Annotated in this window: 15 protein-coding genes; 4 read left to right on the top strand and 11 right to left on the bottom strand. The window is 28.7% G+C overall.

Annotated elements, in window-relative coordinates:
• Together METVI_RS0105170 and METVI_RS0105165 are read right to left on the bottom strand one after the other, a co-directional pair.
• Positions 1–780, bottom strand: a complete 780-nt coding sequence (locus tag METVI_RS0105170; RefSeq protein WP_004589958.1) for a Na(+)/H(+) antiporter subunit B — start codon at positions 778–780, stop codon at positions 1–3.
• Position 781: 1 nt separating this feature from the next.
• Positions 782–1,087, bottom strand: coding sequence for a hypothetical protein (locus METVI_RS0105165; RefSeq protein WP_004589957.1), 306 nt, complete (start codon positions 1,085–1,087; stop codon positions 782–784).
• A gap of 103 nt (positions 1,088–1,190) precedes the next feature.
• Between METVI_RS0105165 and METVI_RS0105160 the strand changes: the two genes are divergently transcribed.
• Both METVI_RS0105160 and selD read left to right on the top strand, forming a co-directional pair.
• Positions 1,191–2,573, top strand: coding sequence for a lactaldehyde dehydrogenase (locus METVI_RS0105160; protein WP_004589956.1), 1,383 nt, complete (start codon positions 1,191–1,193; stop codon positions 2,571–2,573).
• Between the two features lie 10 nt (positions 2,574–2,583).
• On the top strand, positions 2,584–3,606 hold the full coding sequence (selD, locus tag METVI_RS0105155) for a selenide, water dikinase SelD (RefSeq protein WP_081604669.1): 1,023 nt from the start codon (positions 2,584–2,586) through the stop codon (positions 3,604–3,606).
• Between the two features lie 71 nt (positions 3,607–3,677).
• On the opposite strand, the gene METVI_RS0105150 is transcribed toward selD, so the two are convergent.
• Complete coding sequence (locus METVI_RS0105150) at positions 3,678–4,631, bottom strand: respiratory chain complex I subunit 1 family protein (RefSeq protein ID WP_004589954.1); 954 nt, start codon at positions 4,629–4,631, stop codon at positions 3,678–3,680.
• Positions 4,628–5,074: an NADH-quinone oxidoreductase subunit B family protein gene (locus METVI_RS0105145; protein ID WP_017981098.1), complete on the bottom strand. Its 447-nt coding sequence runs from the start codon at positions 5,072–5,074 to the stop codon at positions 4,628–4,630. Before METVI_RS0105145 ends, METVI_RS0105150 begins: the two co-directional genes overlap by 4 nt.
• Before the next feature lie 119 nt (positions 5,075–5,193).
• Between METVI_RS0105145 and METVI_RS0105140 the strand changes: the two genes are divergently transcribed.
• Together METVI_RS0105140 and METVI_RS0105135 are read left to right on the top strand one after the other, a co-directional pair.
• Positions 5,194–5,682 carry a hypothetical protein gene (locus METVI_RS0105140; protein WP_004589952.1) on the top strand — a complete coding sequence of 163 codons (489 nt, stop codon included), beginning with the start codon at positions 5,194–5,196 and terminating at the stop codon, positions 5,680–5,682.
• Positions 5,682–6,515: an endo alpha-1,4 polygalactosaminidase gene (locus METVI_RS0105135; protein WP_017981097.1), complete on the top strand. Its 834-nt coding sequence runs from the start codon at positions 5,682–5,684 to the stop codon at positions 6,513–6,515. The genes METVI_RS0105140 and METVI_RS0105135 overlap by 1 nt, the downstream gene beginning before the upstream one ends.
• 17 nt (positions 6,516–6,532) lie before the next feature.
• On the opposite strand, the gene METVI_RS0105130 is transcribed toward METVI_RS0105135, so the two are convergent.
• The 7 genes from METVI_RS0105130 to cobJ are packed head-to-tail and all read right to left on the bottom strand — an operon-like array spanning position 6,533 to position 13,257.
• A complete protein-coding gene (locus METVI_RS0105130; protein ID WP_004589949.1) occupies positions 6,533–7,246 on the bottom strand; it encodes a PHP domain-containing protein in 714 nt (237 codons plus the stop codon).
• Positions 7,236–9,050: an OB-fold nucleic acid binding domain-containing protein gene (locus tag METVI_RS0105125; RefSeq protein WP_004589948.1), complete on the bottom strand. Its 1,815-nt coding sequence runs from the start codon at positions 9,048–9,050 to the stop codon at positions 7,236–7,238. The genes METVI_RS0105130 and METVI_RS0105125 overlap by 11 nt, the downstream gene beginning before the upstream one ends.
• The gene (locus tag METVI_RS0105120) at positions 9,037–9,939 is read right to left on the bottom strand and encodes a TIGR00269 family protein (protein WP_017981096.1); all 903 of its coding nucleotides are present in this window, start codon (positions 9,937–9,939) and stop codon (positions 9,037–9,039) included. Before METVI_RS0105120 ends, METVI_RS0105125 begins: the two co-directional genes overlap by 14 nt.
• Before the next feature lie 4 nt (positions 9,940–9,943).
• Entirely contained in the window at positions 9,944–10,144 is a 201-nt protein-coding gene (locus METVI_RS0105115) for a 4Fe-4S dicluster domain-containing protein (RefSeq protein WP_201763957.1), read from the bottom strand.
• A gap of 6 nt (positions 10,145–10,150) precedes the next feature.
• On the bottom strand, positions 10,151–11,395 hold the full coding sequence (locus tag METVI_RS0105110; RefSeq protein ID WP_004589867.1) for a vWA domain-containing protein: 1,245 nt from the start codon (positions 11,393–11,395) through the stop codon (positions 10,151–10,153).
• Between the two features lie 6 nt (positions 11,396–11,401).
• Positions 11,402–12,517 (bottom strand): AAA family ATPase, encoded by a 1,116-nt coding sequence (locus tag METVI_RS0105105; protein ID WP_004589868.1) that lies wholly within the window; start codon positions 12,515–12,517, stop codon positions 11,402–11,404.
• Complete coding sequence (gene cobJ, locus METVI_RS0105100) at positions 12,502–13,257, bottom strand: precorrin-3B C(17)-methyltransferase (RefSeq protein WP_004589869.1); 756 nt, start codon at positions 13,255–13,257, stop codon at positions 12,502–12,504. Before cobJ ends, METVI_RS0105105 begins: the two co-directional genes overlap by 16 nt.
• Positions 13,258–13,265: the final 8 nt, after the last annotated feature.

Genomic DNA, 13,265 nt, shown 5'->3' with positions numbered 1-13,265 from the left:
CTACCACTTCTCTTCAGATTTCTCTATCCTTTCAATTATAACCTTTTCACAGGATAACAAAAATGATGCTGTAGATAACCCTGCAAGAACTTTTAATCCAACAAATATATTTAAATAAGGGATTATCCCAGCTGTTACAATCTCTTTTGGAGATGGGAATATTATAAAACCATTCACAGAGTAGAAGTTAAATAAATAATACCCTCCAAACACCATCCCTAATAAGCCTATTAATAAATATCCTAATGCCCCTAATGCCTCTAATTTCTCTAAATACTTATGATCAAACCATAGTGGAGTTTTTGAACCAAAGGCCACAACAGATAATATAAATGCCCCAGCTATTAATGCTCCCCCCTGAAAACCTCCTCCAGGGGTTATATGACCTCCTAATATAGTTATTATACCCAAACCAACCATTAAAATACTCATAGGAAAAGCTAAAAACTCAATTATGTTTGTAAATTCTCCCCATTTTTGAAGAGTTATATAATCATCTGATTCTGGAATCTTAAAAAGTTCTTTTAAAAAACTGTTATCATATAAAGATTTTCCAAATATAACCCATGATATCATGACAGCTACAACTAAAACTAAAGCTTCTCCTAATGTATCATAAGCCCTCCAATCAAAAACAACAGCACAAACATAGTTTGGGATAATATAGTTTTTTAAATAAATCAAATTAACACCTGGAGAAACATGGATATTCCACAATGCTAATAAAAGTGATACACCAAATATTAAGAATGAGATAGAAACTATTATCTCTCTACTCATATTATTTCACCTTAGCTATAAATATTATTAAAGCTAAAGCTCCTAAAAATATGGAAAACCAAAAAAGTTGTGTATTAATATTGTTTGAATTCTCCTTTTTGAAGTGGAATATTAGAGAGGGCACTGAAAATAGCAAAGCTAAAGACATTAAAGAGATAATAACCATCATTGTGTTTCCATAAATCCTTCCTACTATAATAGATCCAAAGATAAACATTAAATATAAGCTCCAATCTCCTGTATAGTAAGCTCCAACTGTAATTCCATCTTTATCTTTCAACCTCTTTAATAGTTTATCATAATCCATATCTATCACAAATTTGTCATTATAAATAATGATAAATTTGTTAAAATATATAAAATATTGCTAACATCTTAAGATTTATATATAAAAATTAAAGAGTGGAATTATGCTCATAAATGGTAATTGGATTGAAAGGGAAGATTTGGAAGTTATAAATCCATATACATTAGAAGTTATTAGAAAGATCCCTGCATTAAGCAGAGATGAGGTAAGAGAGGCTATAGATATAGCTTGTAGTTGTAAAGAAGATATGAAGAAGTTATCAATTACAAAAAGATTTAACATTTTAATGTATATAGCCAAGAAAATTAAAGAAAAAAAAGAAGAACTAGCTAAACTTTTAGCTATAGATGCTGGAAAACCAATAAAACAGGCAAGAGTAGAGGTAAATAGGAGTATAGAGACTTTTAGATCTGCAGCTTTTTATGTAAAAGAATTCAGAAATGAAGTTATCCCATCAGATAGATTGATATTTACAAGAAGAGAACCTATTGGATTAGTTGGAGCAATAACTCCATTTAACTTCCCATTAAATCTCTCAGCACATAAAATAGCTCCAGCTATAGCTGTTGGTAATTCAATAGTTCATCATCCCTCACCAAAAGCTCCATTAGTTTGTATTGAATTAGCTAAGATAATATATGAAGCTTTCAAAAAATATAATGCCCCTTTAGGAGGATATAATTTATTAACTGGATTAGGAGAGGTTGTGGGAGAAGAAATTGTTGTTAATGATAAGGTAGATATGATATCTTTTACAGGAAGCATAAAAGTTGGAGAAATGATATTAGAGAAAGCTAAGAAAAAAGTTTGTTTAGAGCTAGGAGGGGTTAATCCAAACATTGTCTTAGCTGATGCTGATATAGAAAGAGCTGTTGATAGTTTAGTAAAAGGTAGCTTCATCTACTCTGGACAAGTGTGTATATCTGTAGGCAAAATAATAGTTGATGAAAGCATAGCTGATAAATTTATAAAATTATTTTTAGAAAAAACAAAAAAATTGAATGTAGGAGATCCTTTAAATGAAAAAACAGATTTAGGTCCAGTAATAAGCCTAGAACATGCTAAATGGGTTGAAGAGTTAATAAATAAAGCTATTGAGGAAGGAGCAGAGTTACTATTGGGAGGAAAAAGAGTTAAAGCAGTTGTATATCCAACAGTTTTAAAGGTTGATAATGATAATATTATTTGTAATACTGAAACCTTTGCCCCTATAGCCCCTATAGTTGTAGCTAATGAGGAGCATATGTTAGATTATGCTAATTCAGAATATGGGCTGCATGCTGCAGTATTTACAAGGGATATTAATAAAGCTTTATATTTTGCTGAAAACTTAGATTATGGTGGGGTTATAATAAATGACTCTTCTCTATATAGGCAAGATAATATGCCATTTGGTGGTATTAAAAAGAGCGGGTTAGGGAGAGAAGGGGTAAGGTATGCAATGGAAGAGATGAGTTATATAAAAACGGTTGTTATCAATAAATAGGTGATAATTAATGAAAAAAATAAAACTAACAGAAATGGTTAAACTACATGGATGAGCTTGCAAACTGCCCAGCACTGAGCTTGAAAATTTAGTTAATGGAATAGTTTTTGAAGAAGATTTAAAAGATGTGGTTGTTGGTTTAGGGGATGATGCAGCTGTAATTAAAAGGGGGGATATACTAATAGCAAAAACTGTTGATGTTTTTACCCCAATAGTTGATGATCCTTATATACAGGGAAAAATTGCAGCTTGTAATTCAACAAGTGATATTTATGCTATGGGATTTTTAGATATTATAGGTGTTCTATGTATAATTGGTTTTCCTGAAAAATTCCCTATTGAAATTTCTAAAGAGATGTTAAGAGGATTTCAAGATTTCTGTAGGGAGAATAAAACATCTATAGTTGGTGGGCATACTATAATAAATCCTTGGCCATTGATAGGAGGAGCGGTTACAGGAGTTGGAAAAGAAGAAGAATTATTAACTAAAGCTGGAGCTAAAGAAGGAGATTTATTAATTTTAACAAAACCATTAGGAACACAGACAGCTATGGCTTTAAGTAGGGTTCCTGATGAGTTTAAGGAGTTTATAGGTTTAAGTGAGGAAGAAATAAAGGAAATTATAGATAAAGCAATTGAACTTATGACAACATCAAATAGATATGCTTTAATGGCATTAAGAAAAGCTGAAGAGAGAGTTGGTGATAGAATAGCTAATGCTTTAACTGATGTAACTGGTTTTGGAATATTAGGACATAGTAATGAGATAGCTAAATTCAGTAAAAAGCTTATAGAAATTAAAGCACTACCGTGTATTAAAAAAACACCAGAATTAAGTAAAATGTTTGGACATCCATTATTAGAAGGTTATGGAGCTGAAACTGCAGGAGGGTTATTAATATCTGCTAAAAAAGAATATAAAGATGATCTAATTGATGAATTAGAAAAAGTAGGATATGCTTTTGAAGTTGGAGAAGTTAAAAGAGGAGAAGGAAAAGCAGTGCTAAAAAACCCAAAGATTATTGAAGTTTAAGCTCAGTGCTGGGCAGTAAGTTAAAAATGTTTGATGGGTATGCCAAACCCTTTCATGGGAGGCATACCCAATTACCATCCTAAAAGAGCTAATATAAAACCAACAACTCCAATAAGTGTAGCCATGTAACTTATAGGATAAATATGCTTAAAGAGTAATAGAGGGGAGAATGCTCTAACTACTGCAGCTAATATTGGAAAGATTATAGCTATGGCAAAACTTTCAAGAATAGTTATTGGTTGTTCAATGTTAGGAATTATGTTCAAATATAGTACAGCAAATAATATTCCTAAAGTTATCATTAGTAACTCAGTTAGAGCTAAATAAAAAGCTCTATATTTTCCCATTAGTTCTAATGTAGCCCCTTCAATAACATCAGCTTTTGTATGGCTAATAGAGAATGGATACTCTTTTATCATTATTAAATAACCAATAAAATAACAAACAGCTCCGAACACTCCTGATAAAGAGAATAAGAAAACTCCTGAGAGATCATTTATAAATATACTCTTACTATTAACAAATGGTAAAAACAATGATAAATAAAATGGAAATGATCCAATAGTTATTAGTTTAAAGTTTCTAATGGCTGAGAGCTGTTCTAATGAATATTTTATAACATTTATAAACTTTGCTCCTTTGCAATCATCTTCAAAAGGCATATTACAACCCATAATAGAGTTAGAAAGTGAGCCAAGAATGATGTACATCATCTCTTCTATCTTTAACAATCCTACTATAAATATGAGGTTAGCTAAAAAATTGTTTAATGAAATAACTATCAATATAGCTGATAAAACAGCTATAGAAAGTAGAGGCAGGTTATTATATAACTTATACAATTTAGCATCAGGTGTTTGTGTTTCTTTAAATATAAATTTAAAGAATGCCCAAAATCCTGGAGACAGTATTGAAGGTCCTATTCTTTGCTGTATTCTTGCCTCTATTTTCCTCTGAATTCCAGGAATATATGTTGAGATAGCAAAAGCTAAAATTGGAATGGCTAATGCAGAAAGTTCTTTCATTTTCTCTCCCCTAATATTTTTGGTATGGCTTTAACTATCCCTGCAATTATATCTTCAGGCCTTGGGGCACAGCCAGGAACTTTAACATCCACTGGAATAACTTTATCAACAGGAGCTACAACAAACTCTGATGGTCCAAGATCTCCATAAATATTCTTATAAACCCCACCCATAAGAGCACAAGATCCTACAGCTACTACAGCCTTTGGCTCAGGTATTTTCTTATAAATCTCTTTTAGAGGTTTTAAATTAGCTAATGTTACACATCCAGAAACAATTAATATATCAGCCTCCCTTGGATTAAATGTGAGAAACACATTATACTGCTCAGCATCATAATAAGGTGAAAGAACTGCATTAACTACTTCTATATCACAACCATTGCATCCTCCAGTATATGCTAAAAAAACATGAATACACTTTTTCCTAGCAAGTGTTTTCATACCTTCACCTAAGATTTATCATTATTAATAATGATAGAATTTAAGAATAAAAATTTTATTATATATTTTAATAAATTTAAATATTACTTATTTATTATAGGATTGATATAGTGAGAAATATGCTTAAAAAAATGATTATTTTAGTTGGGATTCTACTATTAATTAGTGCAATTTATGGAGAAGCTTTAAATTTAGGAAGTTTAAATGTAACAAAAAAACAAAAAATGAAAAATATATCATTTACCATAAATAAAGTTAAAAATCAAAAATATACGTTAAATTTTATACATTATGGAAATATTAATGAAAATATGAAAGTTTATTTATATTTAAATGATAATTTAATTTATACCATAGGTGATTCCAATGATGGTTCAGGACATTATAAAAAAAGAAAATCTTTAGATATAACCAAGTATTTAAATGATGGAAGTAATATTCTTAAATTGGAGGGAGAAAATCTTAATACAGCTAATTATTCAGTATATTATAAGTTAGAGAATATAACAATTTCCACTCCCACAACAAAAACCCCAATTCCCTTAGGAGCAGTAATATTAACATTAATAGCAATTCCATTAATAATATTAAGAAAAAAGGTGAAATAGTGAGAAAATTTTTACTTACTTTTTTATTTTTAATTTTATTTTGTGGATGTTTAAATAATACCAAAATTGCCGATGATAAACCAAATATAAATAATAAATTAAACATCAACAATTTTTGGGTTTATTACGGCTCAGATAATATAGAAAAACTTTCAAAGTATGATTTAGTTATTATAGAGCCATACAACTACAAAAAAGAAGACATTCAAAAATTAAAGTTATTAAATCCAAATATAAAGGTTATTGCCTATCTAAGCATAGGAGAGGTTAGCAAAGATAGACCTTATTTTAAAGAATGCCAAAAAATAATTATTGGAAAAAATCAAAATTGGAACTCTTATTATATAAATATCTCATCTCCAATATGGCAAAAGATAATTTTAAATGAAGTTAAAAAGTTTAAAAATATGGGATTTGATGGAGTGTTTTTAGATACAGTTGATAGTGCAATCTATACAAATCAAAAAAATGAGGTTATTGAATTAATCAAAAAAATTAGAGAAGAAAATCCAGATATTATAATCATCCAAAATAGAGGTTTTGAGATTATTGAAAAAACTGCCCCATACATAGATGGAGTTCTTTTTGAGGATTTCACAACACACTATGATTTCAAAAATAAGAAGGCATATTATTGGGAAGGTAGTGATCTAAATTGGATAAATGCCCAAAGTGAGAGATTAAAAAATTTAAAGGAAAAATATCACTTAGTTATTCTAACATTAGATTATGTTAATGATATTGAGATGACCAAAAAATGTATTGAGCATGCTAAAAAATACAACTTTATCCCAATGACAACAAAGGATATTACTTTAAATTCAATTAACTAAATTTTTCAACAACCTCTCTATATATTTAATATCTTCCTAACCTTTTTAAGTAGTTTGCTGTAAATCTCAATGTTCTTTCTATCCCCTAAAGCACCATAATGATTCTTTCCTTTCCAAGGGTTTTTAAAAAGATCAATTTTTTCTTTTAAAAATTCTTTTGTTCTAATTTCCAATAAATTTAAAAATTCTTTTGGAGAAATCTCAGAAGGTTTATCTATATTTAATTCAGGAAAATTTATATATGCATTATTGAGCTCCCAAATAAAATGAGCATCACTACCAAAACCCATTGGGAAGTTATATTTTATAGCATATTCAAAAGCTTTTATATTAGGCTCTAAGCTTCTACATCTACTGTTAAACACCTCTACAATATCTACATATCTTAAAAACTCCCTATCTTCAAGAATATTAAACTTTATAAGGCTTCTCTTTCTCTTACTATCAAATGGATGTGGTATACAGATTAAACCTCCCTGCTCTTTAACTTGATCTAAAGCTTCAAATATGTCTAAATTTCCTGGTATTTCTTCTTCTATAAAAAGAGCTAAAAACTCTCCCCTGTTTGTAGCTACTTCCTCTCCAGGTATAGCAAAATCTAACTTAGTCAGTTTATTATGATCACATACAGCAGGTATGAGGTTATATTTCTTACACATCTTTCTTAATAATGATTTTGGATTTAAAGAACATTTACTATTAATTGAATGAACATGAATATCAACTTTCATCTTTTATCCCACTCAAAATTTTAATTTCTTCATCAACATTAACAGGTTTTAATGCCCTAACAATAAATTGATCTTTAACATTACCATAAAATATAATCTCCTCTCCTAATAATTTCTCTTTGAAGTTTTCTATTAAAACATTAAAGATTTTTAATAGCCTTTCAACCTTTTTATTATACAGTCTGCATGTAATAACCCCTGTACCATCATCTAAAATAACATTTAACCTTAAAACCTTTTCAGCCTCTACTTTACAGTCTTCACATACCTCCTCTGTTATAATCTTCCTACAGTTTGGACACATGTAAATAAATGGTTCTTCATTTAAAACCTCAACTATTGTTCCCCTTATCTCAACTTTATCTCCAGGTAGGAGATCAGCTATAAACTTTCTTTTTATTACTCTTTCATCACTCTTCTCTATCCTTCCAAATCTTCCCAAATAGAGGTCTATATAATCATCCCTCTCTTTTGCATATGCATGATACACTTTTATAAAATCTCCTTCTTCTATATCTATATCTAAATCCTCCCAAATAGATAACCTTATTCTCCCTGTGTCATCCTCTAATAAAATATTTTTAACCTTTCTCCCATCAAACTCATGCTCAGTTATGTCAACAACTATTGCTATTAAGTTTATATCTTCCCAATCTACTTCTTTATTTACAATATCTTTTATTTTAACGAATTTTATTTTATATTCACTTTCTCCTTCTTTTATAACTTCTGAATCTATTGTGGCTATAAGGTCATATCTTATATTTCCCTCTCTATCAATGTAAGATTTAACTTTACAATTAGTAACCTTTATTATATCTCCTTCTTTTATATTTTCTAAAAGATTTATCAATCCTTTCCAAAAAGTTATCTTAACTTTTCCACTACCATCATCTAACAGTATCTCTTGAACCTTATTTCTTTTCCCATCAATATTAACAATCTTTTTATTCCCTAAAGCTAAAACTTTTCCTCTAACTGAGACAATTTCATTTTCATAGTTATGAAGATCCTTTATATTTACCACTTCACTTTCAATTTTCTCTCCTCTTTCAATAATTTCTACCTCATCAGCTACTATCTCTAAACCTCCATAGTAACCCTCTTTTACCACTCCTTTTACTTTAACAAAATCTCCTCTCCTAACATCTATTTCAGTTAGTTCATTCCATAAAACAACTCTTATTACTCCAGTCTCATCTCTTAAATTAAAAGACTTTAATTTTAACTTTTTATTATCCTTTTCAAACTCCTTTACAGGGAAGGCTAAAACTACTTCCCCCTCTAACTCAACAACCATTCCTGGGATGAGATCAGAGATTTTATATTCAGGTAATTCTATTTTATAATCTTCTAAAATCTCTATCTCTGTCTCTGGTAAAGATGTAAGTTCTAATCTTTTATTCCATTTCCTTGCTTTAACCCTTTTTAATCTTATTACATCTCCCTCCTTTATTTCAATGTCTGCCAATTCATTCCATAAACTTACAGTTATTGATCCAGATTTATCAGCTATTATTATTTTTCTTACTTTTTTACCATCATACTCCTTCACATCATAAACTTTTCTAACAACACCAATAATATCAACAATCATCCCTTCTTTTATATCTTTTATTAAAAATTCTTCCTCTTTTAAATCAATTCCATGCTCTTTTGCTATTAAATATAGTATTCCAGTTTTTAATAATATTCCTCCATATTCATTGTATTTTTCATCAATCATCTTATCCAATGTTTGTTCATCAATTTTCAATTTTTCCATAACCTTTTTCTTTAGTTTCTTATACTCATCTAAATCCATTTTCAATCACCTTAAGCCAAGAACAGACTTTACATATTTCATTATTTGATGGAAATCCACATATTTTACATCTTTTAATTTCCTCTTTATAACAGATATAATTTAATAACCGCTCATATCCTTTAACTATACTAAACTTAACCTTTGGATCAATATTTTCTAATGTTTTAATAACTTCCTTCATTCTGTGTCTGTAAGATAAAGATGAATATGGGCAAGGTTCAGATTGGTATACTATCCCTTCAATGTCAGCATACAGTTTAACTTCCTCTTCAGGAATGTATTTTAATGGTCTAATTCTTTTAACAAATTTTTTATCTTCTATATCCTTACCAAAGTGAACAATATTTTTTATATTTCCCTCTACATAGTTCATAAGTATTGTTTGCGCCATGTCATCTAAATTATGTCCAATGGCTAAGTAATCATAACCTAAAGCATATTTATTTAATATATACCTCCTTAAAACCCCACAAAAAGAGCAGGGTTTTCCAATATTTAACTTATCCTTATGCTCCAAAATTTCATCTAAGTTATAACCAATTTCCTCTTTAAAAGATATAATTTTCAAATCTAGCTCTTCTCTTTTGCAGAACTCTTTAACATATTTAATAGCCTTATCTCTAAATCCTCTTATACCTTCATTAACAAAAAAGCATGTTAATTTACAGTTTGGAATGTTTTTAAATAAGTTTTTTAATAATTTTGCCATAACTAAGCTATCTTTTCCTCCACTAATGGCTATAGCTATCTTTACATTATTTCTTATAACATCTTTTATAGTCTTCTTCACCCTCTTTTCAACTGATTTTTTAAAACACTCTTCACACAAATATTTATTAGCATATCTCTGATAATAAACTGCCACTTTTCCACATGAACATAACATAAGATCACTCTATTGATATTGCCTGATCTGGGCATTGTAAAACACAGAGGTTACATCTACTACACTTCTCAGGATACTTTGCTATAGGTGGGTAAATACCCTTTTTATTTAACTTATCTGATTTTTCAAAAACTTTTTTTGGACATACAAAGATACATATGTAACATCCTTTACAGAATCTTTCATTTATTTCTATCAAACCCATCACCTCCTATAAAAGCTTATATATTTTCTTAGCTTCATCATCAACTAATTCATAAACTTTAACATTCTTATCAGATATTCTCTTCAATGTTTCAGTAGGAAAGATTTCAATAAAAACAGACATCAACTTTACTTTATAATTTTCTTTAAACTCTTTAAGTTTTTCTACAAACTCATCACTAACTTCAGCAAATCCATCAGTTATTAATAGGATATCAGCATCCATATATTTTTCTTTAATAACATCCATAGCTCTTGATATTGGCTTTTCAAAGTTTGTTCCTCCACCATAAAACACAGAAGCTATTTCAATAACATCTTCATATTTTATATTCTTAGGATCTATTTCTTTCTCAAACCTAACATCATCATCAAAAGCTATATAATAAATCTTTCTCTTTTTTCTTTTAGCTATCTCTATTAATGATAAAACCACTGCTTTAGCCCATATCTCTTTCTCTCCAAACATTGATCCACTATGATCTAAACAAACTATTATAGCCCCCTCACTGTCTTTATAGCTTATTAAAGAATAGTTTAATAGCTTTTTTTCTATAAATCTTCTAATAAATTCATAATATAAAATTTCATCTGAAAGATAAGCAATTTCTTTTGGTAGGAGGTATTTTATCTCATTTCCTAAGCTTACTGAATATACTTCAGATAACTGCTGTTTTACATTATTTTTATATGTATTTATAGCCAATAGTTTTAATTTTCCAAGCTTTTTTATAATCTTTAATAATTTTTTATCTTGTAATATTCTATTTGCCAGTTTTAGCTTATCTTCTGGATCATTATAATTTTTTTCCCCTTTTCCAAATCCAAATGAATTTATCCCCTCAATAATTTCTAAAATGTTCTTTGAATTTTGCTTTAAAATTTCCCTAACCAAATCAGATGCACTACCATTAAATTTTTTAAAATTCTTAAATATTTCTTCACAGAGTATAACAGTAGCTATTCCAGCATTAGTTTCATCCAGCTCAGTTAAGAGCCTTATTTTTTCATACTCTATATTCTTTATTAATCCTTTTAATATAGCTTTATTTATCCTAAATTTCTCTTCAACAGCCTCATTAAACTCTACAACATATTTAAAAAATGCATAAAAAATATCCTCTGATAGCTTCTCATGTATAGGGTGCAAATGAGAATAATAACTTAAAAGTTTTTGAAAATATTTGTTACTATTTAAAAACCTTTCAAATGCTTTTTTATCAAATGCATCATGTTTTATAACATTTTTCATTTTTTATCACTTTAAAAGCTCTTCAACATATTTCTTAAAACTGTATATTTCCTCTATTGTATCATCTATGTATTGATGTGGCTTATTCTCATCAATAGCCTTAGCCCTAACTTCTTTTAATGTTAAAACCATACTATTTAACTTTCCAAGTATCTCCAAGCATTTTCTATACTCTACTCCCCCTAACTTTATTCTCTCTTTGTCAATATTTTTTAATTCATTTACTAAGCTATTTAATATCTCTCTCTGTTCAAATGCATATCCAGAAAAATGATTAGATATTTTAAAAATTTCTATAGATGTTTTATAAAATTCTTCTGGTTCATTCCAAAATATAAATCTTAAAATTTCTAAATCTTCTATTTCAGCTTTTTCCTTCCCATTTAAGTAAGAATAACATTTTATAGCTTTAACAGCTTTTTTTAATCTTCTATCTGATATATTTATCCCTTCTCCTTCCAAAGATAATTTTATTTTTATAATATCTTCTTTTATATTGTCTATCTTCACATCCATAGCTTCTTTTTGCAATTCTTTTAGCTCATCTATTTCAATTTTAGTTTTTGCCTTATAATCCTCTAAATCTAAGAGTCTTATCAAATTATTATATCCTCTAATCCCCCTAACAATTTTTCTGAATAAAAATCTATCATAAAAAGCTAATAACTCTGACTCTTCAGGGAGCTCATTAGATGCAGAGAAAAGGCTTATTAAAGGAACTTTCTCTATTTTATCCCCATTATGATAAATTCTTTCATTAATTATAGATAAAAGTGAATTTAAAATTGAGCTGTTAGCTTTAAATATCTCATCTAAAAATGCTACCTCAGCCTTTGGCAAATATCCCTCTGTTTTTCTTACATATCTATCATTTTCTTTTAACTCTTTTATACTTAAAGGGCCAAATATCTCATCTTCTGTAGTAAATCTTGTTATTAGTTTCTCAAAATAATTAGCATTTATGTGCTCAGCTATTGCCCTTATTAACTGTGATTTAGCAGTCCCTGGAGGTCCTAGGAAAAGTGTGTGTTCTCCAGCTAATATAGATGTTAATGCTATATCTATCTCTTCCCTTCTTTCTAAGAAATAACTGTTCAACTCTTCCCTTATTTTTTGTAACATGGTATCACTTTATATTTATTTAAATAACCCCTTGGAGTGATCATTTTATTATCTATTACATAAGTTTCACTGTTCCCAATAATTATAATTGTGTTCATATCTATATATTCTAAATATTCATTTAAATTTTTATAGAGATCTTTAAAATCAGTAATTCTCTTCTCCTCATTTTCTCTACCAGCATTTTTTACTATACCAATAATATAATTTTTATTAAACTCTCTCATGATTTCTACTGCTTTTAAAAAAGGTTCTTTCCTTCTCTTACTTAATGGGTTATATATACAGATAACATAATCTCCTTCTAATGCTAATTTAAATCTTTTTAATATTTTATCCAAAGGTGTTAAGAGATCACTAAAACTTATTACAACAAAATCATGCAAAGGAGACCCTAAAATAGAAGCTGCTAATAAACAAGCTGTGATACCAGGAATAACTTTTATTTTAACATTATAGTTTTTTATATAATTTAATTCATAGGCTAAACTAGCTAATCCGTAAACATTTGGATCTCCTGTAGAAACTAAAGCCACATCTTTATTTTTAGCCTCACTTAATGCTTTTTCCACTCTATCTATCTCTTTAGTCATTCCTGAAGTGTAAGTTGGCTTATTAAATTTTTCAATATATTTTTTATACCCCTTATAACAAACTATTAAATCTACATTATTTAATATTTCTTCAGCTTCTTTAGTTAGATACCTCTCCCCACTACCTAAACCAACAATATATAACATAGATCTCA

It is taken from the genome of Methanocaldococcus villosus KIN24-T80 (assembly GCF_000371805.1).
Classification (GTDB): Archaea; AGJL01; Methanococci; order Methanococcales; family Methanocaldococcaceae; genus Methanocaldococcus; species Methanocaldococcus villosus.
The sequence above is the reverse complement of the archived record's forward strand: the minus strand, read 5'-3'. Positions and strand labels throughout refer to the sequence as shown.